Origin of the sequence: Cyclobacterium salsum (assembly GCF_010119245.1) — a bacterium.
Classification (GTDB): domain Bacteria; phylum Bacteroidota; class Bacteroidia; order Cytophagales; family Cyclobacteriaceae; genus Cyclobacterium; species Cyclobacterium salsum.
In genome coordinates this window covers 24,144-50,896 of sequence record NZ_WNKG01000018.1, presented here as the reverse complement: position 1 = coordinate 50,896, position 26,753 = coordinate 24,144, and the positions used below count along the sequence as shown (strand labels likewise).

Here is a 26,753-nt window from a genome sequence, read left to right as displayed (position 1 = left end):
CAAAAGCGGTAATTTTTTCTACTTTCGTACTTTCTTTTTGATCATATGGAACTAACCCGACAATGGTACGAAGGCTACCAGTTACCTTTGGTGGCATTTCTGCTTTTAATTGCTCCGTTTGCGCTGGATTTTCATTTGCATTATCCCGACGAAATGTATTATACGGATGCAGCCATTCAAATGATGCAAAACGGGGATTACCTGACTACCTATCTGGGAAATGGTGACTTGCGCTTTAAAAAACCAATACTTACCTACTGGACGGTGCTAGTGGGATTCAAAACCCTGGGGGTTTCTGCCCTGTCTTCCAGACTGCTGTTTTTGATCGCCGGTGCAGCCCTGATTCCCCTTGTGTACCGGATTGCCAGCCTGATCAGCAACAGCAGCCGTCTGCCTCAAATTTCTGCCTGGATAGTGGCGACGCATCCTATTGTAATTTTTAGCAGTACCCGCTCCATTCCTGACATCTTATTGGTTTTTTTTATGACTGTTGCCGCCCTCGGTATTGGGGGGTTGATTCGATACGGAAAACAGGCACCAAAAAAATACCTCTGGCTATTTTACCTGAGTCTGGGACTAGCGTTTGAAGTGAAAGGCCTTCCCGCTGCTGCACTGGGAGTGATCGCCATCGCCTACCTGCGATTCAATCCCTGGCAGCCTTTATCCCTGAAGCAACTGCTGTATCCTCCCGCTCTTCTAAGTGGTGTCGTCATTGGCTTGTTTTGGTTTGTGGCCATGTATTTTAAATTCGGGCCAGTGTACCTGGACTCTTTTTATGAAGACCAACTGGGCATGCGCGTTGGTAGCAGGGTCTGGCAAATTATCCGGCATTTTTCCCTGGCGCTGCTTTTAATGCTGGTTTTGTTTGTTCCCTGGTTCATTCCGGCTCTTAAAAAAGTAAAAAAAAACACCCTCTCCGTTTTTCATGAAAACAAGGTGTTTTTTGGGTTTGTAGCCGTTTGGGTGGCATCTATAATCGCCATGACCGGATTGGTATCCACTTTTTACGAAAGGTACCTGCTACCGGTCACCCCTGTAGCCGCCATTGGATTGGCAGGAATCCTTCTTAAAAAACAAGGAAATCCGCTACATGCCAGCCTGAAAGTAGCCGCATGGATCTTTCTGGGAATCAATTGGCTATTGCTGACGGTAGCCCTGTTGCCGGTAATAGGCCTGGAAAATCCATTGCCCATTTATTTTCAATGGGCCGTCGGGCTAGGCTTGAGTATCTTCCTGGCATTAAAACTTGCCATTCCTGCTTACCGGCTACCGGTATTGGGTACCTCTATTTTGTTGGTATTCTTCAACCTTTCCTTGCTCTCACATCCCCTTTCGATCCCTCATCAGGGAGTTCAGATCCGAAGGCATATGGAGCACGCATCCGTTCCAGAAAACAGCCAAATCGCCTTTTTAGGCCATCCACATTACGCCAGTAAAATCCGAATTGGACTGGGAACGGGATATCAGATGAAAACGTTTAAAAATCTGGCGGAAGTACCTGAACAATACCGGTACCTAATCTGTGATGAGCCCCAGCTAAAGGAACTGCCAAACGGCGCGTTTTCCAGCGAGCTAGCCAGCTTGAATTGGGATCCAAAATATTGGCAGGAAATGATAACGGCCATTTTCAGGGGAGAAACAAAGGCCGCAAAGAAGGAATGGGGTAAAAAATATTATTGGGTCGAGCGATTAGCTCCATAAAAAAACCCTACAGAACGGTTTAAACGAAAAAAAGCTGCCCGAGAGCAGCTTTTTTTTACTTGAAAGGCACTTTTTATTGCTTGGCGATTACCAGCTTTTCCTTGAATTTCTTAATCTGCCTTCTCAAAGCCTCCACCGAATCGTCGGCAGCAGCTTCGAAGGAATCGTTTTGACTTTTAGCAAAAAGTTGTTTTCCGGGTACATTCAGCTTGATTTCCACGATTTTATTCTCACTCTTATCATTTTTATCCAGCCTCATAAAAACTTCTCCGTCAATGATCTGATCGTAATAGGTATCCAGCTTGTCAGCCTTTTTCTGGATAAAGTTGATCAACTTCTGATCGGCGTCGAAATGAATTGAATGCATTTGTAATTTCATAATAATCACTGTTTAAAAGTTTGACTTTTATTTACGCTTTAGGATGTGCCTGTTCGTACACAGCCTTCAGTTTCTCGATCGAATTATGGGTGTATACCTGGGTAGCGGCAAGGCTTGAATGGCCTAAAAGATCTTTGACCGCATTGAGGTCAGCTCCTTTATTCAGTAGATGGGTGGCAAAGGTATGTCGCATTAGGTGAGGACTTTTTTTGGTGGTCTGAATAAAAAGATCAAGGTACCTTTTGACAATTCGGTAAATCATCATCGGATAAGCTGCTTCCTTGTTGTTTCTAACGATAAAATAGTCATTTCCGTCTGCAAATGAAAATGTTTCCTCGAATACTTTTTTATAGGAAAGGATATTCTTTTGAAGCTGAGTAGCTATAGGAATAATTCGGTATTTTTTTCCTTTTCCCAGTACCTTTAGCTGCCCACTTCCCAGGTCCACCGCATGCCATCTCAAACCAATCAGTTCGGAAAGTCGCATACCTGTTAGGTACAATACCTGCAGCACCATCCGGTCACGCTGCCCTTCAAAACCGGCATCGAAATTTGCGGCCTTCAGCAGCAGTGCCATTTCATTTTCCGGAATAAATGTCGGGAGCTTTCTTCCTTTCTTGAGGGACTGTATTTTCACCGTGGGATCCCGGGTGATTACTTCAGATTTGAGCAAAAAGGTAAAAAAGGTTCGTAGCGTAGCCATTTTACGGTTGACGGTAGCCTCCGAAAGCCCTTCCTCAATCAGATGCACCATCCAGGCCCTGATTTCCGCATGGCTCGCTTCCTCCAGCCTATTCATGGCAAAAGCAGTTTCTAAAAATTCAGAAACCTGCTCCAGGTCCTTCTTATAAGCCAGCACGGTATGTGCACTCGCTCTCTTTTCGTTTTCCAGGTAATTTATAAATGAAAAAAGCATATCGGTGATTTAATACACCAATATGCTTATAAATTTTATGAAAACGAAAGGTTTTCTTATTTCCCTTCCTGTTCCTGCATTCTTTGTTTGTAGGCGGCTTTAATTACCTCCGTCCTTCTGCTTACGGAAGGCTTTTCGAAATGCTGCCTGCTTCTCAACTCACGGATGACTCCGGTTTTGTCAAATTTCTTCTTAAAACGCTTCAGCGCCTTTTCGATTGATTCGTTCTCTTTTACGTTTACTACGATCATATAATACACCTCCTTTCAGCCCGCAAAGTTAAATAAAGTAAATGGAAATACAAAGAAAATTGGGATCCCAAAGAATAATGGATGGGTACCATCGGCACATTTACCAGGTTTTTCTGGGGATTATTTCTCCCCGACGGGATTTAACTTTATATTTGGTCATGGAAAAAATTTTGATTACCGGAGGAGCCGGATACATCGGGTCACATACCGCCGTCGCCCTGGTGGATGCTGGCTACCAGCCCATCATTGTCGATGACTTTTCAAATGCCGAAAAAAGCGTTTTGGGTGGCTTGCAAAAAATTACCGGCCAGACCATCCCTTGCTACGAAGGGGACTGCAACGATAAGCGTTTAATGGAAAGAATATTTTCGGAAAATGAACTGTCCGGAGTAATCCATTTTGCTGCTTACAAGGCGGTAGGAGAAAGTACCAAGCATCCGCTAAACTATTACCGAAACAATATCTTTTCGCTTTTGGTCTTACTGGAAATCATGGAAATATACGGGGTGGAAAACCTGGTATTTTCGTCTTCCTGTACCGTCTACGGGCAGCCGGACGCGCTACCAGTCAAAGAAAGTACTCCCAGAAAGGATGCGGAAAGCCCCTACGGGAATACCAAAAAAATCTGCGAGGATATCTTAACCGACCAGGTTAAAAGCAAGGCCAGGCTGGCCGCCATCGCATTGCGGTATTTTAACCCCATTGGTGCCCATCCATCGGGGCTTATCGGGGAGTTGCCGACCGGAGTTCCATCCAATCTGGTTCCTTTTGTCACCCAAACGGGAGCAGGAATCCGTAAAGAATTAACTGTATTTGGGGATGACTACGACACTGCTGATGGCAGTTGTGTCCGCGATTACATCCATGTAATGGACCTGGCAGAAGCACATGTAAAATCGATCAGCTATCTCAAAAATAAAACCGCTCCTCTCTACGACCTATTCAATGTAGGCACCGGGACGGGAAACACCGTTCTGGAGGTAATCCGGGCTTTTGAAAAAGTCAGCGGTCAGGCTTTGAATTACAAAATTGGCCCCAGAAGACCGGGAGATGTGGAAAAAGTATGGGCGGATACCGAAAAAATAAATCGTGAACTTAACTGGCAGGCAAAATATTCCCTGGAAGATTCCCTCCGTGACAGCTGGAATTGGCAGTTAGCCCTCTCTAAAAACCCCGCATAACCCAATAGTCCCTTATGAATATCCGCTGGTCCAGATTAGTCATTTTTATCGCTCTTTTACCTCTTTTTAGCTTTCAGCTAAAACCCGATCCACAGCCAGCAGACATGGTCTACCCGCTGCTGGATGCCGCTAATTCCCGGTGGTTTTATTTTAGCTCGGCCACCCGTCCCTTTGGGATGGTTAATCTGAGTCCGGACCACGAAATAGACGGTGCCTGGAACAGTGGCTACCGCTACGATGCCGACAGCATCAAGGGGTTCAGTCACATACATGCCTGGCAACTGTCTGGAGTTTCGGTGATGCCCCTGAGCTATACAGATGCGCCAGAGGCTTTGCTAAACGACTACTATTCTTCTTACAGCCATGATAAGGAAACCATCCGCGTAGGCTACCATCAGGTTTACCTGGACCGTTTTGATATCGAAGCTGAACTTACAGCCACCCATCGGGTAGGCATGCATCGTTATCACTTTCCTTCCGGGAAGCAATCTGGTGTTCTGTTCCACCTGGGAGGCCCGTTGGGTCCCAGTGCAATGTTGGATGGGCACCTGGAAAAACGGGGAAACCGAACGCTGGTAGGGAGTGTCACGAATGCCCCTACCTCCAGACGACCCAAACCGATCACGGTCCATTTTCAGGTAGCCTTTGACCAGGATATTCAGAGCTGGGTGGAGCATCCGGATTCCCCTCATATCATTGTAGGCTTCGGAAACCTCGAGGCTAAACCACTGCAGATGAAGGTAAGTATTTCATACACCCATCCGGACAATGCCTTGGAAAATATGCAGCAGGAACTTCCCCACTGGGATTTTGAGCAGGTGGAGTCGGAAACCCGGGCGGTCTGGAACGAAATGCTAGGCAGGATTCAGATAGAAGGAAATACCGAAGCACAGCGAAGACGATTTTACACCGACCTCTGGAAGGCCTTGCAGGGAAGGCGTACCATCAGCGATGTTAACGGTGCCTACCCCGATCATACGGGGAGCAGCCTGCGCATCGGACAGGTACCGCTGGACGAAGCGGGCAACCCGCGTTTCAGGCATTTTAATTCCGACTCTTTCTGGGGTGCGCAGTGGACCATTAGTGTGCTATGGGCGTTGGTCTATCCGGATATTGCCGAGGAATTTGCCCATAGTTTTCTGCAGTATTATCAGGATGGAGGCTTGATTCCAAGGGGCCCTTCCGGCGGCAATTACACCAATGTCATGACCGGAGCTTCTTCCACGCCATTTTTTGTCGGTCTGTACCAAAAAGGGATACGAGGGTTTGACGTGGAGCTGGCTTATCAGGGACTAAAGAAAAACCACCTTCCCGGGGGAATGATGGGCAGATCCGGATACGAACACCTTACAGCCAAGGGCGGCAACGTGGAAGATTATATAGACAAAGGATACGTTCCTTACCCCAACCCGAGGGGTAGGTTTGGCGGGCACGAGCAAGGTGCCGGGCAAACACTGGAATACAGTTTTCAGGACTGGACCCTGGCGCAATTGGCCAAGGCCCTTTCGAAAAAAGAAGATGCGGCCCGTTTTCTATCCCGATCAAACCATTATCAAAACGTCTACAATCCCGAATCCGGTTGGATGCGGCCCAAAAACGAAGAAGGAGAATGGATGGAGCCTTTCGACCCTTATGATTATGGAAAGGGTTTTGTGGAAGCCAATGCCGCTCAGTTTACCTGGTTTGTGCCGCACGACTTGCCTGGCCTGGCCGAACTTATGGGCGGAAAAGACAAAGCCGTAGAAAAACTTCAGGAACAGTTTTTAGCTGCAGAAAAACTGGGCTTCACCTCGGGCACTTCTCATGCCGTAGAAACGCATCCCGAATACCGGAGAATCCCAGTAAACTACGGCAATCAGCCTTCCATGCAGATGGCCTATGTCTTCAATTACCTGGACCGGCCGGATCTCACGCAGTATTGGTCCAGAAAAGTGTTAGACAAGGCTTTTTCTGCACTCACCCCCCACCTGGGCTTCAATGGCGATGAGGACCAGGGTCTTATGGGTTCGCTGGCAGTATTAATGAAGCTGGGCTTGTTTCAGATGAATGCGGGAACGGATGAAAACCCTATCTATGAATTGGGAAGTCCCATTTTTGACAAAGCCGTGATCCAGTTACATCCGGATTATTATCCGGGCGAAACGGTCACCATCCGGGCAGAGAATAATGGACCCGAACACTATTATATCCAAGGTAAACGTTTCAATGGAAAACCATTGCAAGAGATGGGCGTTCGTCACAATGACCTGGTCAAGGGTGGGATACTTCGATTGCAAATGAGCGAAAATCCTTAATTTTCCTAAGCGCTTCCAATGCTTTTCCTATGCGGAGTCGTGGGCCTGCAATTTGATCAGATCCTGAATTTCTCCCCAGGGTTTTTTCATTCTTGCGAGGGAATATACCTGCTGATCCTCGTCCAGGGCAAGCGAATTCACATAGGTGGGAATACTGCCATCCGAATAATAAACAGGACCGTGATCCGTATACTTCCCAGAAGGGATGTGGTAGGTTACCCAATGCAGGTTTTCTAGTTCTTTGGCCGCTCCTTTGGCAATTTTCTTTCTTTCGTACAGGCCGTCTCCTACAGGTCCTCCGGTGAGGTAGTGAAGGGTTTCCCCGTCGGGTGCCAAATCAAAGCCCAGGTAGCCATAACTAAACTGATCAAACATGCCACTTCTCTTCGAAGGCAGGGAACACAAGCGGTCGATAACCTCTAATTCTTCTTTTTTAGGATCAAAACGAAAGAGGTAACCCGAGTTCCCGTGAATGCCATAAGCTGCATTTTCTGACCGGTGCCAAAGAATTTTACGCCAGTGATATCCCATATCTCCGGGTATTTTAGGATCGTATTCGCCAAAGTAATCCCGGCGCATATGGACGTTTCGGAGCTTTTCAGGCCTGGATTTCAGGTAGGGACTATAGGAGAAGATATCGCCTTCCGCATTGGTAAAATATACCTTCCCATTATCGGGATCCACCAGCATGGAGCGACACAATACCCGGTAATCCTTGCCCGGAAACCCGGCTTCGCCTTTTTCTGAGACGGAGGCGACCTGCATGATTTCTTTGCTTTCCGGATCAAAATGGATGAAATTCCCGTAGGGCCAGGTAAGGGCGTACAATTGGTTGCGGTGGGTATCCATGGCCAGGGTTAGGATACCTTCTCCATTGGGAACCTTCCCCAGGTCTTCCAGCGTTTCCGTTTCCATATTCCAGCATAAAAAATGCCCACCTGGATACAATTTCAGGCCATTGGGAGGATTTTCCGGTAACCGTTCCATACCCTGAATCATTTCGTAGTGACCTACGTGGGTCCCAAAATACAGCTTCCTTCCGCTTTCGAAAAAGGGCACATGGCTTTTGCCCTGAGGGATCGCATTTAGTTTGGCTTCGCCGCAAGCTTCGGTCAAATCACCCAAGCGGTCTATTTGCTCCGTCACAGGATCAAAGCGAAAAAGCTGTCCGCCTTTTTCCAGTGATTCGGATGAAAGCACGTAATACAACCTGCCGTCGCTAGCCCTACTTAATGATTGGTAGGAATCGTGAGCCAGTTCAAAACCGGAATCGTACGCTTTGGCCGACAGGCCTTTTGGGGTATCGTTTTCAGTCAATTTCAATCTGTCTTTTTCATTTTCTCGTAACGGTAAAGAACCGGGTCCACTCGCAATTTCTTTTCGCTAAGGGTAAAATAACTTTTACCGTCGGGGCTAAATGCGAGCGCTTCACCCTGGGGTTCGGGATCGTAGGGAAGAAGCTTGGGTTTTTGCATCAGGCATTCTTCCAGGGACATACCTGGTGCTCTTTCCCAGTAATACACTACCCAATAGTTTTTGATAGCCACTTGTAAACCGTCCTGCGATATATCCCCACCTACCGAAAGCATTATGGGTAACTCCATCACTTTTTCCAATACCACGGTATCACCATCGCTCAGGTCTGTAGCCGACGCTTTATACAGCGTGTTTCGGGCATCTCTTTTGGTCAACACAAACAAATCCCCACTAATAGGATCTATTAGCAATGTTTCCGAATCTTTGGCTCCATCGGGATACCTCAGCATTATCTTCTCAGGCACGACCGTCGATTCGGCACTAAACTCCCTGGGCTCCGGAATTCTATAAATAATCAATTCTTCGTATTTGCCAAAGTTATCCCCAATATCTCCAATATACAGGTAGGATTCCTCCTCTTTGGGACCCGGGCCCATAGCAAGGTCTTCCCAATCCCGGTTAACCACACCTTCCAGCCGAATCTTCCCCTTATACTTGCCAAGCGTATCCAACACGTATATTTCGGGAGATCCATCGCTATCATTGTGTACGTAAATCAACTCCGGAAACCTTCGGGAGACCGCCATTCCACTGGTTTCGTCCATAAAGTTCTCCTCAATCCTGGCAACCTCTTTCGGCCCGGTAAAAATCGAATAAGCTACCTGGGGGTTGATTATTAGGTCATACTTCTGCTGAAGCTTTTCGGATAGCAAAAAGGGAATGATTGACAACAGGAAGAAAAGCTTCATCAATTTTTCAATAAAAATACTCATTTTCGTACTTGTTAATCGCGATAGGCCGTATAAGCGACAAAGCGTACACCAGCTATTGTTCTGCTGTACACCCAAACTTGCAGCTCACTGCTTAATTGCGTAATACCTGATTAAAAAACCAATCAATCGACCATTGATTTAACTTAATTTTACGAATAAAAACCCATCCATGTTTTTAAAATCGGCTCCATCTAAAGAAAAATGAAAGGACAGCCATAATGGCTGCCCCAAATAAATGAATCGTTATAAACTTCCACCGAATTAATCGGCCTTTTCTTTCTTCGTTACTTTGATTTCCAGTTCCTCTCCTTCTCCGGAATAATCTGCTATGATCACGTCTCCCTCCGAAAGCTCACCTTTTAGAATCTCTTCTGCCAGTGCATCTTCCAGGTACTTCTGGATGGCCCTGTTCAGAGGTCGGGCACCATATTGCTTGTCGTAGCCTTTTTCCGAAAGGAAGTCTTTGGCCTTATCTGTCAACTCGATGTCATAACCCAAGTCGGTAATTCGGGTGAACAATTTCTTCAGACTAATATCAATGATCTGATGAATATGTTCTTTGGTAAGGGAATTGAATATAACCACATCGTCCAATCTGTTCAGGAATTCCGGACTGAATGCTTTCTTAAGAGCATTTTGAATGGTGGATTTCATCACCTCATCCATGTTCTCTTCTTTGGCTTTGGAAGCAAAACCGATGCCCGCACCAAAGTCTTTCAAATCCCTGACACCAATATTGGATGTCATGATAATGATCGTATTTCGAAAGTCCACCCTTCTACCAAGTCCGTCCGTCAATACCCCGTCATCCAGTACCTGAAGTAAAATATTGAAGACATCTGGGTGTGCTTTCTCAATCTCATCAAGCAAAACGACAGAATACGGCTTTCTACGGACTTTTTCCGTCAACTGACCGCCTTCTTCATACCCCACGTAGCCTGGAGGCGCTCCAACTAACCTGGATACGGAGAATTTCTCCATGTATTCAGACATGTCGATACGGATTAGCGAATCGTCTTTGTCAAACAGGTAGGTCGCCAGCATTTTTGCCAATTCTGTTTTTCCCACCCCAGTTGGGCCCAGGAATACAAAGGAACCAATGGGTTTCTTGGGATCTTTCAAGCCTACCCTGGTTCGTTGGATCGCTTTGGTCAATTTCTTAATGGCTTCATCCTGTCCGACCACTTTTCCTTTCAGCTCCTCGCCCATGTTGAGCAACTTGGCTCCTTCATTTTGGGCGATTCGTCTGGCAGGAATACCGGTCATCATAGCAATCACCTCGGCTACATTATCTTCTTCTACCGTGTAACGTTTGGTCTTGCTATCTTCTTCCCACTTGGCTTTGGCATTCTCCAATTGTTCCAGAAGTTTCTTTTCTTTATCTCTGAGTTGGGCAGCTTCTTCGTATTTCTGACTTTTAACTACCCTGTTCTTTTCTACTTTGATTTTTTCTACTTCATCTTCCAGTTTCAGGATGTTATCCGGCACATGAATATTGTTGATATGCACCCGGGCACCGGCTTCATCCAGGATATCAATGGCCTTATCCGGAAGAAAACGATCTGAAATATACCGGTCTGACAGGTTTACGCATGCCTGAATGGCTTCATGGGTATAATTCACATTGTGGTGATCCTCGTACTTGTCTTTGATGTTTTCCAAAATCTGCACGGTCTCTTCAGGAGAGGTAGCATCTACCATCACCATTTGAAACCTTCGGGCCAGGGCACCATCTTTTTCAATGTACTGCCGGTACTCATCCAGGGTAGTAGCTCCAATGCATTGGATCTCTCCTCTTGCCAAAGCAGGCTTGAACATATTGGAAGCATCCAGAGAGCCACTAGCGCCACCGGCACCCACAATAGTGTGCAACTCATCTATAAACAAGATTACGTTTGGTGATTTCTCCAATTCGTTCATCACCGCTTTCATACGCTCTTCAAACTGTCCGCGGTACTTGGTACCAGCCACCAATGAGGCCAAATCCAGGGTTACCACCCTTTTATTGAACAGAACCCTGGAAACTTTTTTCTGTATGATTCTCAAGGCAAGGCCTTCGGCAATGGCCGTTTTACCCACTCCTGGCTCACCGATCAGAATGGGATTGTTTTTCTTTCTTCTGGAAAGAATTTGCGCCACCCGTTCAATCTCTTTCTCCCTACCAATAATGGGATCTAACTTATCTTCCTCTGCCATTCGGGTTAAGTCTCGACCGAAATTATCCAATACAGGTGTTCGAGACTTTTCCGCCGAACCTTTAGTACTTCCGGAAGAACCGCTGGAAGAGCCAAATAACTTGGATCCTTCCTCATCCGAATCATCTGCCTCGGTACCCGACCGGGGAGATTGATCTGTTTGAAATTCCAGCATTTCTTTTACCGAATCGTAGGTGGCATCAAATTTCTGAAGTATTTGAGTGGCGATATTATCCTCGTCCCGAAGGATCGAAAGCAACAGGTGTTCGGTACCTATCAGCTGACTTTTAAATATTTTCGCTTCTAAATACGTTATTTTCAGCACTTTTTCGGATTGCCTGGTCAAGGGAATATTGGCCAGGTTTTTAACATTATGGTTTGCTGTACCTTTTACAGCCCGCTCCACGGAATTTCTCAGTTCGTCCAAAGGGACTCCAAGCTTCTTAAGAATGGAAACAGCCACACCTTCTCCTTCGCGAATCATTCCTAACAAGAGGTGCTCTGTACCGATGTAATCATGCCCCAATCGCAAAGCTTCTTCGCGGCTGAGGGATATCACCTCTTTAACTCTGTTTGAAAATTTTGCTTCCATTATATCCTTTCTTATGGTATTATTTCAAATCGTTGACTAATGTTATCGAATTTGTTTTAAAAACACAATACTTTTGCATATTGTTCAATTACTTTTTTCTGACAAGTACAAAATGCGGTTGGCACCCGGACCTTCACAGAACAACAAATCCACAATAGACAAATCAGGCACAAAGTCTGCGCCAAATATTTGCTGATAAGGGTAAGGCGTATAGATGTTACCCCTATCTTTCAGCCGTTTAGGGTGAATAAGCCCCCGAATATCGCGACAGGAGAATTCCTCCCCCTTTTTTTCACTTACCTCCAATATGACATTCCATCTCAAAAATGTGAGACAAAGTGTCAGTAGTTCCCGATTCAAATCCAATAAATACGGGTGCTTTCGTAAATATACACGCTCCAGGTCAGCATAAAAATACTCAAAAAAAGGAGACTTTCCATAGGCACTCTGGATTCCCTTTAAGTGAACATTCAGCCACTTTTGCTGGTAATCGATCCGGACATCCCTGATCGGCTGCTTTTTCCGGACTCCATGCACCGGCACGCTTAGCACCTCCGTCTTATTTGCCAACAAAACTACGGTTTTATTTACAAACGATTGCCTTCTCATCAAGTCCCCACCCGGTAGAATAATTTTCCGGCAATCCCCTACCCCAACAAAATAGGAAAGAGGCGGTAAATACAAGGCATCTGTTAGAACTTCGGGCGATTCCTGATTCATTCAACTTGATTTCCCTAAAGTTAGGTCAAAGTCAGGCTTATCACAAAAGAAACGCCATATTCCTCAGACGATTTCACTCATTTCCCCCAGACCTTGCCGCACTACTTCGATTTGATCACCGGTACAATCAACGACGGTAGAGGCTACATTGTTGCCGTATCCACCATCTATGACCAGGTCTACCAAATCTTTGTACTTTTCGTAGATTAATTCCGGATCGGTACTGTATTCGATCACATCATCCTCGTCCCGGATCGAAGTGGTGAGGATTGGTTGCCCCAGCTCCTTTACCAACGTTCGGGGAATACTGTGATCCGGCACCCGAATACCAACGGTTTTCTTTTTGTTATTCAACATTTTAGGCACTTTATTATTGGCATCCAAAATAAAGGTAAACGGACCGGGAAGGGCCTTTTTCATCATTTTGAATACCGGGGTACTGAGCGCCCTGGTATACTCAGCAATATTGCTTAGATCATAGCATATAAACGAAAAATTTTGCTTTTTGGGTTTAACTCCTTTGATCAAACAGACCCTTTCGATCGCTTTCTGGTTGAAAATATCGCATCCCATACCGTAAATGGTATCGGTGGGATAAATAATTATCCCCCCCTGTCTCAGGACCTCCACGATTTGGTTAACCCTCCTGGGGTCTGGATTTTCCGGATATAGTTTGATAAATGCCGCAGCCATAATTTTTGGATAATAAAGCCCTTCCGGCAACCTTTTCCCGATGCCAAATAAACCAATAAAATAAATCATTTAATCTTCAATATGAAAGCACAGCAGCGTTTTTATCCTGATTTTATTTGTCCATAAAACCAAGTCCCTGTTTTAATAGTATATTTGTCGAAAACATTGAAAACAAGACCTGCCTGCGAAAAACACGCTATGCCAGCAGGTCAAGCAAAGGATCGCATGCTTACAGACAAAAAAAAGAAATACCTACTGGTGGGGTTAGTAGCATTTTCTGTTCTACTTACCTCGCTGAGTTTTTATTTTTATCAGGCTTTTTTTTCGCCAAATACCTTGGTAGACCGTGACAATCCGGAAATCTTTACCATTCCTACCGGTAGTTCATTCGACGAAGTGCGGGATCGCCTGATAGCAACAGGTGTCGTTAATGAAATCATCACTTTTAGCTTTGTGGCGAAGGTGATGAGCTATCCCGAATCCGTAAAACCGGGTAGGTACACCATTCAGCCGAAGATGTCGAACCGGGAGCTGGTAACCTTGCTGCGTTCAGGCAGGCAGACTCCCGTAAACATTACCTTTAACAACATCCGGCTTCCGGAGGAGTTGGCCGAAAAGATCACCTCCAATCTGGAAATGGATCAAGCTGATTTCTTATCCTTGCTGGAGGACGGAGCATTTTTGGGAAAATACGATTTTGACACTTTATCTGTGATGTCTATGTTTATACCCAATACCTATGAGGTATACTGGAACGAAAGTCCTGTAGCGCTATTTGATCGCATGTATCGGGAATACAATCAATTTTGGACGGAGGAGCGTAAAGCCAAGGCAGAACAACTCCAAATGAGTCCGTTGGAGGTATCCACGTTGGCCTCCATTGTGCAGGCCGAGACGAATAAAGCCGACGAGAGACCGGTAGTCGCAGGCGTATACATCAATCGACTGGATCGGAGCATGCCTTTGCAGGCCGATCCCACCCTGCTATTTGCCTTGGGTGATTTCAGTATCCGACGGGTATTGAATGTGCACAAAGAGGTGGAAAGCCCTTATAACACCTATAAATATGCTGGCCTGCCTCCTGGCCCGATTAATCTTCCGGAAATCAGCTCCCTGGAAGCGGTGCTTAATTACCAGGAGCACAATTATTTGTATTTTTGTGCCAAGGAAGATTTCTCCGGTTACCATGCCTTTGCGAGGACCCTTCGAGAGCATCTAAACAATGCCCGACGATACCAAAACGCGTTAAATGCTTCAAAAATCTACCGATAATGTTTACAAAAGACCATCAACTCCGGGTTAGGTATGCGGAAACAGATCAAATGGGCTACGTGTACTATGGCAACTACGCCACGTACTACGAGGTAGCCCGCGTGGAAGCCTTGAGAAGTATTGGGTTTTCTTATAAAGAAATGGAAGAAAACGGAATCATGATGCCCGTACTGGAAAACCAGAGTCGGTTTATTTTACCGGGAAAATACGATGAAGAGCTGACCATCCGTACCAGCATCCGGGAGATCCCGGGAGTACGCATCCGGTTTCATTACGAAATTTTCAACGAGCAGCAGGTATTGATCCATATTGGAGAAACCCTGTTGACTTTTCTCAAAACAGATACGCACCGCCCCTGTCGTCCTCCCGAAAAACTGCTGGAAATGATGCGACCCTATTTTGAAACCTCAGTCAAAAATAACTCGTGAAAAAGCGTATTGACGGATTTCTGGATAATCTACACGAGCAGGCCTTAAAACTCCGGCCGATCCATTTTGGCAATCCGGACCAGAATCTTTACGATGTGGGGAAGATCTTTTTTTACCATCTCCAAAAAGACGATGTTTTCGAAAGGGCCAGTGCAATGGCGTTTAATTTTACGGTGGCCATGTTCCCCTTGCTGCTATTTTTGCTAAATACCATTCCTTTTATTCAGTTCTTTTTTCCGGAGGTAACGACAGCCAACATATTGTTATTTGTGCGCGATATTTTACCGGATAATATTTACGATGAAGCCGCTCCCACTATTATGGATATTGTCAGCAAACCCAGGCAAAGTTTATTGTCCCTGGGTTTTTTCCTGGCCTTATACCTATCGACCAATGGCGTGATATCCATGATGAATGCCTTTAATGCCGTATACCGGACCAAAGAATACCGGGGCTTTTTCCGCACCCGGATGATAGCCGTCAGTATCATTTTGGTATTGGTAGTGAGCATTTGCGGGGCCGTTTTGGTGATGTTGGTGGGTAGCGAATTATTACTACGAATCTCTGAGTTCGACTTTGTAAGCAACAGCATTTATTACTACTCCCTTGCTTTTTTCCGCTTTTTCGTGTTGCTCACCTTATTTATGATTGCCACGGCCTTTATTTTCCGTTTTGCGCCAGCCGTGCACGACAAATGGAAGTTTTTTTCTACCGGGTCGGTGGTAGCTGGCTTATTGATTACGCTGGGGTTTTTCCTATTTACCTTCTATCTGAACAATTTTGACAGTTATAATAAATTATACGGGTCGATTGGCACCATGATCGCGGTCATGTTTTGGTTATGGATCACTTCCATTCTGGTATTGATTGGTTTTGAGATCAATGTGAGTTTGGATAAGGCCAGCAGCAAAAAGCGGTCGAAAAAGGTCTTATTGCAAGGAGAAAAAAATAACTGATTCAGCTATTTTTTCAGCGGTAATTATTTGTAAAAGCTAGAATATGACCTACCTTTGCAGACCGAAACCTGATAAATTGTTCAGGAAGAGTAAAAATCCGGCGAATTGTGGCGGTTGTGCTGAGGGGCTGGAACGAGTTATTAAACAATTAGAGGAGTGGCAGAGTGGTCGATTGCGGCGGTCTTGAAAACCGTTGAACCGCGAGGTTCCGGGGGTTCGAATCCCTCCTCCTCTGCACAAAAATAGCCAAGCAGACTGCTTGGCTATTTTTATTTCGAGTCGTCGGGAGCCGCCCTGCAGCCTGGCCCTTCGCTAAAACAGTCCACCGGACTGTTTTTTAACGCTCAGTCCTCTCCTCCTCTGCTGAGCAAAACCCTAACTACTTGAAATATAGTAGGTTAGGGTTTTTATTTTTTAATCAGGGGCGAATTCAGGGGCGATTTTGCTTATCTTTTAGACTCTAAATCTTAATAAATTAAAATTTCCGCTCATTCAAATCCTCCAGGAATGAATGTTGCCTCTTCAAGTTTCAGCCCTTTTGTGTTTATCTGAAGTAGTCTGTAATCTGACAGACTTTATCAGATATGTCAAAATAAGGTAACCTCTCCCCTGCCCTGATCCTTTCATCCAAGCTTTTTGCCTCTTTAGTCCTTTTCTGTGTAATGTTGGGGTGGTTTTAAAATATAATCGCTGCTTAATATATTTTGTGATTATTACTTTTTGCTGCAGAGCGTGTCCCGGGCAGCGAAGCGAGTCGGGATCAAAAAGTAATCAACCTGTCCTGATAACTCAGGGAAACCCCGCCCGGCCACGGCGGACACGCGCTATTGTGCATCTTCAAATCCAGACACCACCCGCACAGAGGCAAACTCCTCATGGTTTTGGTTTAAAGGATTTTTTAATTAAAAGGTTTATCTTCCCAAAACCTCTCGTCAAATTGCCTTTGCCAACCCGCAGTCTTGATTTCTTAACGCCAAAATCTGCAAGGCGGAAGTGAAAAGCGCTCTCCTATTCTTGTCACAACCTTTATGGTAATTATTTTGGGAGGACTCCACTTTCCAGTCAAGTATAAGCGTAGTGAGGGATTTCGGAGCAATTCACTGCCCGCCCTACGGTCAGTTTCTTAGGAGCAATGCTCAATTTTAGCAGTTCAGCCCCCATTACCCTAATACAATTTTATTGTGCGTTTTTATTCATTTTCAGTCTTTTATCGTCCACGTTGTACAGTTCAATAGACCGCCAAGAAGTCCGATTTCATAGCAATTAATCGTCTCAATTTTCCTGTCTGGAAAAATCTCCTTGAACTTGTTGTAAACTTCTTGGTCTTTGTTTTTTTCTGTTTCAAATATTGGCAGTACGATCAGGTCATGGACTTCCAAGTAGTTTACATAGCACCCAATTGCATGGTCAGGGTAAGTTTTTTCTTTGTGGTCAAGAAATGGAATATCGATATAGTCAATTCCTTTCTCTTTTAGGACTTTGTTAATTCCGTCCTTCCAATATTTATATTCTTGTTCTCGGTCATTTCCAAGTAGTGTATTTTTGTCAACGAATCGAACCATCCCATCTGCATGACCTGTCATATCAGATCTAATTTGTGGAATAACGATTATTTCGACTTCAAGAAGTTTTTCAATTTCAGCAATTAGGCCGTTTTTACTTGAATATTCTGGGTTCTCGTCAAAAATTCGGTCAGTAATAATTGCTCTATCTGACCAATTCACGACATTTCCACCGTCAAGGTTGATTTTGGAAAATTGAGGCTTCAGGTTGTTGGCGTTACAAACTACTTTTGGATTTGATTGAAGTTCTAACTCGCCTTTTAGGTAAGAGGGTTCATAACGGAATTGTAAAAACTTTCCCTTTTCAATCTGAATAGGCATATAGTCTCTGCACCAAATATCTTTTGTGGCTTTTAAGAAATCATACTTTATTAAATGCTTTTCAAGAAGGTCGGTTAAAGTATTGCAGGTCTTTGTAAACCTCCTGTCAACCAGCAGATTTTCTGAAAAATAAACCGTATCTGTTTCTTTACCTGTGACCATTCAAGAGAAATTTTGTCCATTCGGTTTGTTTGTCTTCTCGGTAAAATCTGGCTGGAGTGGTTAAAGCCTTGAAAGCAATCCCTTTGTTGTCACAATGCTTTTGGATGTTTAAAAGCCGGCTTTTCATGTTCGGTATATCAGAGAACGTTTTTCTTGTAAAGCAAACCCTTTTCAGGTTTGGAAGAGTGTCAATAAGTGCTATGATGTCTTTCCATCGAGTTACTTTGTTATCGATGTAGCCGTCATAGTAATTGGCTTCTTGACCTTCTTCAACTTTAATTTCATCAATCAGGTCAGTAAGGTCAATTTTATGTTGCTTAATAAAATCTAATTTTTCCTGCTTAGAAGCACCTTTTAAGTCTGCCTTGCCAAAAGCTGTTGGAAGGAGTCTCCACAAATAGTTTCTGGTTCTACCATAGAAAAATTCAGCGTCATTGTCCGCTGTTTCTGGATTAAAGGTTCCGATTATCAGCGTTTCTGCTTTTGGATTTATTTGGTGGTCTAAAAATCTATGTTGAACTGTAATCATGTCGTTTCTTTAAATGCACTACAAAATTCAAATTTAATACAAAATAATTAACTAGCCTTGAGCAACGAATAATTTTAAATCATTGATAACAAGATATTTATATACATATTATCAACTAAATTACTTTTAATTTATCGAAAATTTGGTTAAATTAAGGTATCATTTTTAACTGTCGAAGCTATGAGATTCCTAATCAAATTAATCCTTGTATCCTTTATTGGCACTGTCGCCATGTTCGGTGCTTTGGGCAGTGATAACGAATGGCCGGGTCTGATTGCGGCCATTACCGTTTGGGTCTGGTTTATTTATTCCCTATCTAAACCGAAGGAATACAATTCCGACAGAAAGATTAGAGAGCTGGAGCGCAGAAACGAGGAACTTCTAAGGGAACTGGAACGAAGAGGTCAGCGATCATATATAATTTTGCCTTCAAAACTCCAAAAAGCGGCAATACCATCAAAAATCCAGATTCAAGCCCTCAATTTCCAATTCCTTGATATGCATGCCTGCCAGGATCAAGTCGTCTCCTTCAATGGCTTGCAGGATCTTATGAATCAATTCATTTAGCTTTTTTCCTTTTTCCAACCTTTCATATGATCCAGGTTCTGGTCTATCAGCTGGTTTATTTTTCGGACGACCTGGGTTTGCCTGTTTTTTAATTGCATTACAATCAACGAGATGTCCTTCATTGTCTATTAAATTAACATTTTACCGTTAATGATTTAAACATATTTTTTGATATTGGATGATATTAATTAAAAATTTTAATTATTTTTCATTTCTCAACAGCCAAATTTTCTGGTAATACAGGCTTGGGTAGTAGAATTCAGTATTTTATGCCATGGCCCTTGGTTCTGGAAACTTTTAACACCTTGTGAATTCTACTTTTCTGTGGTATCTTTTTATTTTGGTCAAGTATTTCGATCCTTTCCAAAAAGGTATCGATCATTGCATTCATCCTATTTTTTAATAATTTAAAATTTGTTCTTAATGGAGGAATTTTGACCGCAGGTAATTCCTCTTGCCCCCACTCCTTCCAGAATATTTCGAAATTACCGAAATTCCATAAATCAACTACTTGCCGCGAATATCGGAGATCATAAAGCGAATTTTCGTCAACCTGGTTTGCGTAATCTGTAAATAAGTTAATAAAATCGACACACTGGTAAACTGACGCTTTGGTAAATTCTCCAATATCCAATGATCTTTCAATATGGCCAACATCGTATTTTGTGATGGAAATGGTAGTCAAACCCTCCACTTCATTTAACCATGTGAAAGTATTTACAGGGTCTGGTATCTCAATTTTGTGATTTTTTAAATATTGAAACAACAGGGTATGATCAAATGCACCGACAATTTGATTGGTTTTGGTAAGCACCATCTTATCAATACAATCGTCAGTCTTGTCTGTCATCCAAATGATATGAACCGGTGTACCTAACTTCCGGGAGTAAATTTTAAGGATCCATTTCCAATAAATCTGACTCTTATCATAGAAAATTTGTTCTGATTCGCTCATAATCAATGTATTGTAAATTTGATAGAAAAGCTTCAACCAAATAATAATATATGCTAAAAAAATGGCTGATCCAATGGTTATAATTAAGAGTAATTCAGCACAGGTTCTCCGGTAGGCGCAATTTATATCATGCTCCTATAGAATGTCGTTCTATTTGTACCTGGTTTCACCAGGGATAGAGCCCTATTCAGTGATTCAAAAGGATTCAGTTGGTTGAAAAAAATGAATCCAAAAAATGATATTTTGCAATTCTGGACTGGGCATCTTTTGGGGGCCAAATTTTGTTGATTTTGGTTTTGCCTTATTACTCAGGTTTATTTATCCTAACCAAAATTTATCATAAGTGAATCTTTGCTTAGAATTCATATAATATTCAAAAATAGTAAGCAAAAAAAGCCCCTTAGGGCTCTTTTCTACGATTTCGATTTCCTGGACTTCCCCACTTTCGGAGCAGCTACGTTTTTGCTGATATAGGCCGCATGGGTTTTCCCACATTGCTCCGGCTCTTTCAGCGAGGCGACTTCAAATACCAGGTATTCTTTGCCATCGTAGTCGACCATGTGGTCCTTAAAAATTTTCTCTAGGGTTTCTTTGGAGATGGATACCCGGATGATGTTGAGGTCCTTTACCTGGGTTCCTTTGCCGATGTAGGTTTTTTCAAATTGTGACATGACGTTAACTGTTTAAGGTTTGAAATTTGATTGAGAGAACGGGGGCTGCCAGGGGCACCCAAGCCAAGGGCCGGGCAAAAAAATGGTGGTCTTTGGAAAACCCTATTTTTTTGATCGGGCGAAGTGTACCCTTGGCGGGTGGACCGCTGCCCCCATCTTTGCATGAATCATAATTCAGAACCGGGAACAGGATGGGCCATGGCATTGGAAAAGCTGGAATAAAAAGCAATCAAGGAATGGGCTTTAGCACTAAAAGGGTTTATCCAGCTGTAGAAAACAAGGGAATTTGAGGGCCATGGACGAAGGGCTATTAAAAATTCTAATATTTGGAGATACTACGGAAAGGATGAAAAGGTGAAATAGGAAAACCCATCCAGCTTATACAGAAAACTGTCTGATAGTGCATAGAGGCATAATTAATCTATTCCGAAACCAAGTTAAATAATGCATTTTTGTATTTCGAGTTTGAGGAAAATGCCTTTGGTCTTCTTCAAATTTTTACTTAGCTTTTTAATACTTTTTAAAAAAATCCTCTTGATCGATTTTTTGAGCAAATCCAAAGGTGAAAATTGTAAAGAGAAAGGCAAATGAAATTCCCAAACAGAGGAGATAACATATTTTTGCCTGGTTTACGATTTTAATCATTTTTTCTTTGTTGATAAATTCGTTGTCTCCCATTAAGGGTTCCCCAAGTGGTTTTTCTGCTCTTGCAAGATTGATCAATTAAGATAAATTAAGAGTTATGTATTCCTTTTTAACATAACTTAACAAGCCTGAAATTTTCAATTCCATTATATTTGGACATGAAAAATTTTATATGCCTAATTCTTGTTGTAGCATTAATTGGTTGCGCAAAAGATAAAAACACAGATCAATCCATTTCAACAAATTATAAATTTGAAATTACGGATTCAATCAGAGTCGATGAATTGGAAGAATTGACATTAATTGATATTGAAGACGGAATGTTCTTGGCAAAAAAAGAGGGGCTTTCATCCTACATTATTTTTGACAAGACCGGTAAAATCACATCTCATATTGAGCTCAAATCAGACGGACCAAATGCCATAAACATGGCCTATTCAGCAGGCTTTTTTGATGGAAAATTTACAATTATGGAATTACATAGAGGATTGATACAGTTTTCAAATGAAGGAGAGATAATCAATAGTATCCCTATACCTGAGAATTATACTTATATGCATCCTTATAATAGACCAGCCTTTAAATTGGGTAATAAATTAGCATACTACCGCCCTGAAAGAGATCTAAAAGATTGGGAAGACCAAGAAAAATTCTATCGAAAATATTACAATGAGCCATTGTTGGAGGTAATAGATCCTATTACAAAAGAAGTAGAGTTGAAAATGGAAATCCCTGAAACTTCAATCTACAAAGACGGCGATTTTCATTTCTTATATCATCCTAAAATCATAAAAAAAGGAAAACATTGGTATTTATTCCTAATGGCTGAAATGAAGTTTTATGTATATGAAGAACAGGACGAAGATCTAATTTTCAAAGAAAGTGTCAGTCTAAATGTGAAAGATCAAATCCCTTTTCCACAAGTCAGTTTACAAAACACATCTGAATTATTTTCTAAGCTAGAAATGGTAGTCCCATCCATGATAGAACAACTTTATTTGATTGAAGACAAAATAATTCTTATTTACAAAAAGGGAGCTATCGAAAATATCGTAAAGAATTACGACAGGGAAAATCAAGTTGAATGGATGGATTTCTTTGAATCCTTACCAAAATATGCCGCAGTTTTTGATTCAGATTACAAATTGCTCCAAGACGATATTGAATTGCCATCAGGTACAATTTCAACTCCTATTGTAAACAAAGAAGGACAAATTTTTATCCATAAAAATCAAAGGCTTCTTGGGGAAGAAGATTGGAATACATACTATTCATTAAAGCTAAATGATGGAAACAAAACGAATTGATCATTTCAGTTTGGAAACAAAAAAATAAAAAACATAGGAGTTATGATAAATTAAAAAATCATCACTCCATTTTTCGGATGACAGTAATATCTTTTTTCAAATAATAAAATATCCGTGACCCCAATTGGGAGAAGAAAAATTAAATAGAAAATAAAAGTGCATAAAAAAAACCCCGGAGGGCTTTCTATCATGGTTTTGATTTCCTGGCCTTCCCCCCTTTCGGAGCAGCGACCTTTTTCCTGATATAGGCGGTATGGGTTTTACCAAATTGGTCCGGCTCTTTCAGCGAGGCGACTTCAAATACCAGGTATTCTTTGCCATCGTAGTCGACCATGTGGTCCTTAAAAATTTTCTCTAGGGTTTCTTTGGAGATGGATACCCGGATGATGTTGAGGTCCTTTACCTGGGTTCCTTTGCCGATGTAGGATTTTTCAAATTGTGACATGACTTTTATTGTTTAAGGTTTGAAATTTGATTGTGCCTAAGAATTCGGGGGCTGCGAGGATACCCAAGCCAAGGACCGGGCAAAAAAAAATTGTGGAAGGCTTCCTTAGGAAAACCCAATTTTTTTGAAAGGGCGAAGCGTATCCTTGGCGGGTGGACCGCTGCCCCCAACTTTGCATGGATCATAATTCACAACCGGGAACAGGATAGGCCATGGCATTGGAAAAGCTGGAATAAAAAGGAATCAAGGAATGGTCTTTAGCACTAAAAGGGTTTATCCAGCTGTAGAGAACAGGGGAATTTTAAGGACCTGGACGAACGGCTATTAAACATTCTGAAATTTGATGTCACTGGTAAAGGCAAAATAAGAATACCCCATTCATCTTATTAATAAAAGCTGCCTAAAAAGTCCATAGAGGCTTATATTATCTAATCTGAAACTGGATCCAGAATTCCAGGCTGATTGTTTCCAGGTTTGTTGACCTCCTTGGATATTTAATGTGTTTTTAATTGTTTCTTAATGGTCACATTGAATCTCGCATGGATTATATTCATTCCACTTTTTGTCGCTTGCGTCATGCTCGATTTCATATGCCTTCATGGAATCAGCAGGGTAAGCGTTCAACAATTTTAACAGATCCTTGGGGTTTTGATCGGGATCCAACCATAATTTTTCTTCTTCCCTGGTCAAAATCACTGGCATTCTGTCATGAATTTTTTCCATCAATTTATTAGGGGAAGTAGTAATGATCGAGAAAGAATTATACGCTTCCCCCTCAGGATCCTTCCAACTCGAGCAGAGCCCGGCGAAAAAAAAGATTTCCCTTTCTGGAAGGTAAATCCTGAAGGGCTGTTTTTCCTTGCCCTCCTTTTTCCATTCAAAAAAACTGTCAGCCAGGACCAGGCATCTTTTATTGTTTACCACAAGGGGTTTATAGGAAGGTTTTTCAAGCAGGGTCTCCGAGCGGGCATTGATCATTTTGTACCCGACTTTTTTGTCTTTTGCCCAGTGTGGCACCAAACCGAAATGGAAGACATCTATTTGATCAGGCTTATCCGAGGTGACCACCGGAGCCAACTGCGAAGGAGCAATATTGAATGAAGGCTTCCAGTTTTTTGCTTTTTCGGACAACCTCAACTTCAATTGATCTTCAACTATCTTTAGGTCTTGTTTTTCGGAGTATCTGCCACACATGGTTTATTATTTATGGTAATCATTCAATTTACAAATAAAATGGGTAGGTTTTTATCTTACCCTCCTGGTATTTGGCTTAGGGATAGCAATGGAAATCCTTTTTTTGGGGAAGGAAGTGCTGGGGGAAAAAAGATTGGAATGGAAGCAAAGCGATAGCCCGACCCAAAGGGTAAGCCCCAAAAAATTAAACCTAATTCCTGCCTATCTCTTTATCTTTCCTTTTAATTTTTCATAACATTCTGTGGCCAATATCCTGAGTTCTTCCCCGGAACGCGAAATCGGAAATTCCAGGCTCCGATGCATGGTAGCCATATAGATTGCCGAAAACTCATCCATTTCGTCATCCGAAACCCCCATCAATTTTTGAATCAAATCCATAATACCCAAAAAATGACAATAACCGGCATCCAGGTTCAACCTGTCCAGACCCAAAATTAACTGATTGTGTTTCAGGTCTTGATGGATCAACTCAATAATCAATTCGTCCAAAGTCATATTCATCTTAACATCCTGGTTTTCGGTTGAAAGGAGGCCACTCTCTATTTGCGGTCAAATTTGATGCAGCCATACAAAATTCAAAAATTCCTTACCCCTACCCTATTCTTATCAGGCATAACTTATTTTCAAAACATGAATGAAAAGGTGGTGGGGAAAAAAGATGAAACTCCCAACCAATTCCAGATGGTCACCAGCATAAATTATCCCTTCTACGGATATTTAATTTAAAAATCCCTTATTACCTTATAGCCATATCTAAGGAAATGGTTAATTTTGATCAATGACAGATAGTAACAACATGCCGGGAAAAATCCATCAAGGCCGCAATATCAAGCGTTTCCGTGAAATGCTGGGCATCAAGCAGGAAGCCCTGGCCCATGAGCTGGGTGCCGACTGGTCCCAAAAGAAAATTTCCCTGCTGGAGCAAAAGGAAACGGTAGAAGATGCCATCCTGACCCAGGTTTCCGAAATCTTAAAAATCCCGGTGGAAGCCATTCAGAATTTTGAGGAAGAGCCGGCAGTAAATATCATTTCAAATACTTTCCACGATTTCAAGGATAATGCAATTGCTTCAGCAATGAATTATCAATGCTCTTTTAATCCAATAGATAAGATTGTTCAATTGTATGATGAGAAAATCGCCTTGTATGAAAGGATGTTGAAAGAGAAGGATGAGATGATGGTACTGTTGGAGAGGTTGATGGAGGGGAAATAGTTAAAACACAAGATTATTTATTAAAATAAAAAAAAAGCCCAGGTGGGCCCACGATGATGCTGATTATCAGCTAGTTATAGGATTTTGGTGCAAAAACGTGCAAAAAACACCAAGATACTTTAGGAGGGAATTGGTCCTGTCGGGATTGTCTGGCAGAACTTTTTATTTAATCCCCATTCCAAAGTTAGGGAACATTCCAAACAGTCAATTCAATTTCACCTAACGCCTGGCAACCTTTGGGCAGGTAAAGGCGGTTTTTTGGAGAACGGTTCTGATTTGCAATACTTTCAGATCCCGTTGAAACACAAAAGCAGTAAGAACACTGAGACTAATACCTTTGTCATAATGCACTTTTTACAGCTGAATAAACCTCCCTACGATGATCGTTAGAGAAATTATTTGTATTATTAAAAGCTGACAGCATGGCAAATGTATTATAGTAGTCCAAAAGGGATTGGTGATACAACTCCGTCACACACTTTCAATTATTCATAAAAGTATAGGTTATATTAACAAGCAATAAACCATGTTCAAGTTTTATACAATTCCAACTATCGACATTATTGACAAGCTAATTGGCGAACAAGCGACCATAAAAATATCTTCCGCTTTTACCTTAAATGACCCTTTTGAATTAAAATTCAACATGGACTTAGAACCATTGGCAGAAGAACACAAAGAATTATTCATTAAAAACAATCCGGGTAGCACAGAAAAAGATTTTAAAGATTGGCAAAGGCACGTCTTAGAAGGAGATAACTACACTTGGTATTTAGAACAACAGCAGAGAGAAAGAATAGCTATGAATATCGCACTATGTTCATTCACAGAGACCAATAAAAATAACTTAATGTGGTCTCACTATACTAATAATCATAAAGGAATTTGTGTCGAATACAAACCTGAAATGTTTGAATATTTGAATAATTTACAGAATTTCCTTGTATTTTGGAAGGTAATATATTCAAAAAAACCACCGACAGTTAAGACTCTTGAAACTCTTACTTCAAAAGTTGAAAAAATGATGTTTAATAAACAAATAGAATGGAAATATGAAAAAGAACATAGAGTTGTTTTTCAAAGTGACAAGGACACAGAGTTCATTCCAATAGACAGAAAATTTATAAAGTCTGTTTATATCGGGTCAAGGGCTGACACAGAAATTGATAATAAAATATTGGCTGTATGTAACAATACCCACATTGATATCTATTACGGAATTACACTTGGCAAATCATATGATGTGAATTTCGAAAAGCATAAAGATAGAACGATTTATACACGTGCATTCTATGGGTAAGACTACCGCAAACACGTTTTTGAGGTTGGGTAGGGTGACCTGCAAACGTTGAGCC

The 26,753-nt window shown here is 42.3% G+C and carries 25 protein-coding genes and 1 tRNA gene; 11 read left to right on the top strand and 15 right to left on the bottom strand.

Going from position 1 to position 26,753, the window contains the following annotated elements:
* Window positions 1–45: 45 nt before the first annotated feature.
* A complete protein-coding gene (locus GJS45_RS22610) occupies window positions 46–1,701 on the top strand; it encodes an ArnT family glycosyltransferase (protein WP_162344162.1) in 1,656 nt (551 codons plus the stop codon).
* Between the two features lie 73 nt (window positions 1,702–1,774).
* On the opposite strand, the gene hpf is transcribed toward GJS45_RS22610, so the two are convergent.
* Genes hpf through rpsU form a run of 3 tightly spaced genes read right to left on the bottom strand, consistent with a single transcriptional unit; the run spans window position 1,775 to window position 3,247 of the window.
* On the bottom strand, window positions 1,775–2,080 hold the full coding sequence (gene hpf / locus GJS45_RS22605; RefSeq protein WP_092176807.1) for a ribosome hibernation-promoting factor, HPF/YfiA family: 306 nt from the start codon (window positions 2,078–2,080) through the stop codon (window positions 1,775–1,777).
* A gap of 31 nt (window positions 2,081–2,111) precedes the next feature.
* Entirely contained in the window at window positions 2,112–2,996 is an 885-nt protein-coding gene (locus tag GJS45_RS22600; protein ID WP_162344161.1) for a tyrosine-type recombinase/integrase, read from the bottom strand.
* 56 nt (window positions 2,997–3,052) lie between these two features.
* Window positions 3,053–3,247 carry a 30S ribosomal protein S21 gene (gene rpsU / locus GJS45_RS22595; protein WP_162344160.1) on the bottom strand — a complete coding sequence of 65 codons (195 nt, stop codon included), beginning with the start codon at window positions 3,245–3,247 and terminating at the stop codon, window positions 3,053–3,055.
* Window positions 3,248–3,405: 158 nt separating this feature from the next.
* Between rpsU and galE the strand changes: the two genes are divergently transcribed.
* A complete protein-coding gene (gene galE, locus GJS45_RS22590; RefSeq protein ID WP_162344178.1) occupies window positions 3,406–4,428 on the top strand; it encodes a UDP-glucose 4-epimerase GalE in 1,023 nt (340 codons plus the stop codon).
* Between the two features lie 14 nt (window positions 4,429–4,442).
* Entirely contained in the window at window positions 4,443–6,722 is a 2,280-nt protein-coding gene (locus tag GJS45_RS22585) for a GH92 family glycosyl hydrolase (protein WP_162344159.1), read from the top strand.
* A 27-nt stretch (window positions 6,723–6,749) separates the two neighbouring features.
* On the opposite strand, the gene GJS45_RS22580 is transcribed toward GJS45_RS22585, so the two are convergent.
* The 5 genes from GJS45_RS22580 to GJS45_RS22560 form a co-directional block, all read right to left on the bottom strand.
* A complete protein-coding gene (locus tag GJS45_RS22580) occupies window positions 6,750–8,045 on the bottom strand; it encodes a hypothetical protein (RefSeq protein ID WP_235954923.1) in 1,296 nt (431 codons plus the stop codon).
* On the bottom strand, window positions 8,042–8,971 hold the full coding sequence (locus tag GJS45_RS22575; protein ID WP_162344158.1) for a hypothetical protein: 930 nt from the start codon (window positions 8,969–8,971) through the stop codon (window positions 8,042–8,044). Before GJS45_RS22575 ends, GJS45_RS22580 begins: the two co-directional genes overlap by 4 nt.
* Before the next feature lie 261 nt (window positions 8,972–9,232).
* Window positions 9,233–11,758 carry an ATP-dependent Clp protease ATP-binding subunit gene (locus GJS45_RS22570; RefSeq protein WP_162344157.1) on the bottom strand — a complete coding sequence of 842 codons (2,526 nt, stop codon included), beginning with the start codon at window positions 11,756–11,758 and terminating at the stop codon, window positions 9,233–9,235.
* 84 nt (window positions 11,759–11,842) lie between these two features.
* A complete protein-coding gene (locus GJS45_RS22565; protein WP_162344156.1) occupies window positions 11,843–12,478 on the bottom strand; it encodes a WbqC family protein in 636 nt (211 codons plus the stop codon).
* Between the two features lie 63 nt (window positions 12,479–12,541).
* Complete coding sequence (locus GJS45_RS22560) at window positions 12,542–13,171, bottom strand: L-threonylcarbamoyladenylate synthase (protein WP_162344176.1); 630 nt, start codon at window positions 13,169–13,171, stop codon at window positions 12,542–12,544.
* A gap of 225 nt (window positions 13,172–13,396) precedes the next feature.
* On the opposite strand from GJS45_RS22560, the gene mltG reads away from it, so the two are divergent.
* The 4 genes from mltG (at window position 13,397) to GJS45_RS22540 (ending at window position 16,062) form a co-directional block, all read left to right on the top strand.
* Window positions 13,397–14,443, top strand: a complete 1,047-nt coding sequence (gene mltG, locus GJS45_RS22555; protein ID WP_162344175.1) for an endolytic transglycosylase MltG — start codon at window positions 13,397–13,399, stop codon at window positions 14,441–14,443.
* Window positions 14,443–14,871: an acyl-CoA thioesterase gene (locus tag GJS45_RS22550; protein ID WP_162344155.1), complete on the top strand. Its 429-nt coding sequence runs from the start codon at window positions 14,443–14,445 to the stop codon at window positions 14,869–14,871. Before mltG ends, GJS45_RS22550 begins: the two co-directional genes overlap by 1 nt.
* Entirely contained in the window at window positions 14,868–15,827 is a 960-nt protein-coding gene (locus GJS45_RS22545) for a YihY/virulence factor BrkB family protein (protein ID WP_162344154.1), read from the top strand. Before GJS45_RS22550 ends, GJS45_RS22545 begins: the two co-directional genes overlap by 4 nt.
* A gap of 150 nt (window positions 15,828–15,977) precedes the next feature.
* Window positions 15,978–16,062: transfer RNA gene (locus GJS45_RS22540), tRNA-Ser, on the top strand.
* A 964-nt stretch (window positions 16,063–17,026) separates the two neighbouring features.
* On the opposite strand, the gene GJS45_RS22535 is transcribed toward GJS45_RS22540, so the two are convergent.
* Both GJS45_RS22535 and GJS45_RS22530 read right to left on the bottom strand, forming a co-directional pair.
* Window positions 17,027–17,872 (bottom strand): agmatine deiminase family protein, encoded by an 846-nt coding sequence (locus GJS45_RS22535; protein WP_162344153.1) that lies wholly within the window; start codon window positions 17,870–17,872, stop codon window positions 17,027–17,029.
* Complete coding sequence (locus GJS45_RS22530; protein ID WP_162344152.1) at window positions 17,859–18,401, bottom strand: uracil-DNA glycosylase family protein; 543 nt, start codon at window positions 18,399–18,401, stop codon at window positions 17,859–17,861. Before GJS45_RS22530 ends, GJS45_RS22535 begins: the two co-directional genes overlap by 14 nt.
* A gap of 180 nt (window positions 18,402–18,581) precedes the next feature.
* Between GJS45_RS22530 and GJS45_RS23750 the strand changes: the two genes are divergently transcribed.
* Window positions 18,582–18,968, top strand: coding sequence for a hypothetical protein (locus GJS45_RS23750; RefSeq protein ID WP_202928156.1), 387 nt, complete (start codon window positions 18,582–18,584; stop codon window positions 18,966–18,968).
* A 259-nt stretch (window positions 18,969–19,227) separates the two neighbouring features.
* On the opposite strand, the gene GJS45_RS22520 is transcribed toward GJS45_RS23750, so the two are convergent.
* Both GJS45_RS22520 and GJS45_RS22515 read right to left on the bottom strand, forming a co-directional pair.
* Window positions 19,228–19,923 carry a hypothetical protein gene (locus GJS45_RS22520; protein ID WP_162344151.1) on the bottom strand — a complete coding sequence of 232 codons (696 nt, stop codon included), beginning with the start codon at window positions 19,921–19,923 and terminating at the stop codon, window positions 19,228–19,230.
* 413 nt (window positions 19,924–20,336) lie between these two features.
* The gene (locus tag GJS45_RS22515; protein ID WP_162344150.1) at window positions 20,337–20,594 is read right to left on the bottom strand and encodes a hypothetical protein; all 258 of its coding nucleotides are present in this window, start codon (window positions 20,592–20,594) and stop codon (window positions 20,337–20,339) included.
* Between the two features lie 803 nt (window positions 20,595–21,397).
* Here GJS45_RS22515 and GJS45_RS22510 point away from each other — a divergent pair.
* The gene (locus GJS45_RS22510) at window positions 21,398–22,546 is read left to right on the top strand and encodes a hypothetical protein (protein ID WP_162344149.1); all 1,149 of its coding nucleotides are present in this window, start codon (window positions 21,398–21,400) and stop codon (window positions 22,544–22,546) included.
* Between the two features lie 187 nt (window positions 22,547–22,733).
* Here GJS45_RS22510 and GJS45_RS22505 read toward each other — a convergent pair whose 3' ends face one another.
* The 3 genes from GJS45_RS22505 to GJS45_RS22495 form a co-directional block, all read right to left on the bottom strand.
* A complete protein-coding gene (locus GJS45_RS22505) occupies window positions 22,734–22,991 on the bottom strand; it encodes a hypothetical protein (protein WP_162344148.1) in 258 nt (85 codons plus the stop codon).
* A gap of 516 nt (window positions 22,992–23,507) precedes the next feature.
* Entirely contained in the window at window positions 23,508–24,185 is a 678-nt protein-coding gene (locus GJS45_RS22500) for an SOS response-associated peptidase (RefSeq protein ID WP_235954922.1), read from the bottom strand.
* Between the two features lie 201 nt (window positions 24,186–24,386).
* Window positions 24,387–24,686, bottom strand: coding sequence for a hypothetical protein (locus GJS45_RS22495; protein WP_162344147.1), 300 nt, complete (start codon window positions 24,684–24,686; stop codon window positions 24,387–24,389).
* A 277-nt stretch (window positions 24,687–24,963) separates the two neighbouring features.
* Here GJS45_RS22495 and GJS45_RS22490 point away from each other — a divergent pair, with 277 nt between their 5' ends.
* On the top strand, window positions 24,964–25,398 hold the full coding sequence (locus GJS45_RS22490) for a helix-turn-helix transcriptional regulator (protein WP_202928155.1): 435 nt from the start codon (window positions 24,964–24,966) through the stop codon (window positions 25,396–25,398).
* A 526-nt stretch (window positions 25,399–25,924) separates the two neighbouring features.
* On the top strand, window positions 25,925–26,698 hold the full coding sequence (locus GJS45_RS22485; RefSeq protein WP_162344146.1) for a DUF2971 domain-containing protein: 774 nt from the start codon (window positions 25,925–25,927) through the stop codon (window positions 26,696–26,698).
* Window positions 26,699–26,753 lie beyond the last annotated feature (55 nt).

Bases quoted from the DNA above. Each gene is read 5' to 3' on its own strand.
- GJS45_RS22500 (WP_235954922.1), bottom strand. From the start codon at position 24,185: ATGTGTGGCAGATACTCCGAAAAACAAGACCTAAAGATAGTTGAAGAT.
- GJS45_RS22560 (WP_162344176.1), bottom strand. From the start codon at position 13,171: ATGGCTGCGGCATTTATCAAACTATATCCGGAAAATCCAGACCCCAGG.
- GJS45_RS22520 (WP_162344151.1), bottom strand. From the start codon at position 19,923: ATGAGCGAATCAGAACAAATTTTCTATGATAAGAGTCAGATTTATTGG.
- galE (WP_162344178.1), top strand. From the start codon at position 3,406: ATGGAAAAAATTTTGATTACCGGAGGAGCCGGATACATCGGGTCACAT.
- GJS45_RS22515 (WP_162344150.1), bottom strand. From the start codon at position 20,594: ATGTCACAATTTGAAAAAACCTACATCGGCAAAGGAACCCAGGTAAAG.
- GJS45_RS22535 (WP_162344153.1), bottom strand. From the start codon at position 17,872: ATGGTCACAGGTAAAGAAACAGATACGGTTTATTTTTCAGAAAATCTG.
- GJS45_RS22570 (WP_162344157.1), bottom strand. From the start codon at position 11,758: ATGGAAGCAAAATTTTCAAACAGAGTTAAAGAGGTGATATCCCTCAGC.
- GJS45_RS22530 (WP_162344152.1), bottom strand. From the start codon at position 18,401: ATGATTACAGTTCAACATAGATTTTTAGACCACCAAATAAATCCAAAA.
- GJS45_RS22550 (WP_162344155.1), top strand. From the start codon at position 14,443: ATGTTTACAAAAGACCATCAACTCCGGGTTAGGTATGCGGAAACAGAT.
- GJS45_RS22600 (WP_162344161.1), bottom strand. From the start codon at position 2,996: ATGCTTTTTTCATTTATAAATTACCTGGAAAACGAAAAGAGAGCGAGT.
- GJS45_RS22575 (WP_162344158.1), bottom strand. From the start codon at position 8,971: ATGAGTATTTTTATTGAAAAATTGATGAAGCTTTTCTTCCTGTTGTCA.
- GJS45_RS22505 (WP_162344148.1), bottom strand. From the start codon at position 22,991: ATGTCACAATTTGAAAAATCCTACATCGGCAAAGGAACCCAGGTAAAG.
- GJS45_RS22610 (WP_162344162.1), top strand. From the start codon at position 46: ATGGAACTAACCCGACAATGGTACGAAGGCTACCAGTTACCTTTGGTG.
- hpf (WP_092176807.1), bottom strand. From the start codon at position 2,080: ATGAAATTACAAATGCATTCAATTCATTTCGACGCCGATCAGAAGTTG.
- mltG (WP_162344175.1), top strand. From the start codon at position 13,397: ATGCTTACAGACAAAAAAAAGAAATACCTACTGGTGGGGTTAGTAGCA.
- GJS45_RS22585 (WP_162344159.1), top strand. From the start codon at position 4,443: ATGAATATCCGCTGGTCCAGATTAGTCATTTTTATCGCTCTTTTACCT.
- GJS45_RS23750 (WP_202928156.1), top strand. From the start codon at position 18,582: ATGAGATTCCTAATCAAATTAATCCTTGTATCCTTTATTGGCACTGTC.
- GJS45_RS22510 (WP_162344149.1), top strand. From the start codon at position 21,398: ATGAAAAATTTTATATGCCTAATTCTTGTTGTAGCATTAATTGGTTGC.
- GJS45_RS22565 (WP_162344156.1), bottom strand. From the start codon at position 12,478: ATGAATCAGGAATCGCCCGAAGTTCTAACAGATGCCTTGTATTTACCG.
- GJS45_RS22490 (WP_202928155.1), top strand. From the start codon at position 24,964: ATGACAGATAGTAACAACATGCCGGGAAAAATCCATCAAGGCCGCAAT.
- rpsU (WP_162344160.1), bottom strand. From the start codon at position 3,247: ATGATCGTAGTAAACGTAAAAGAGAACGAATCAATCGAAAAGGCGCTG.
- GJS45_RS22495 (WP_162344147.1), bottom strand. From the start codon at position 24,686: ATGAATATGACTTTGGACGAATTGATTATTGAGTTGATCCATCAAGAC.
- GJS45_RS22485 (WP_162344146.1), top strand. From the start codon at position 25,925: ATGTTCAAGTTTTATACAATTCCAACTATCGACATTATTGACAAGCTA.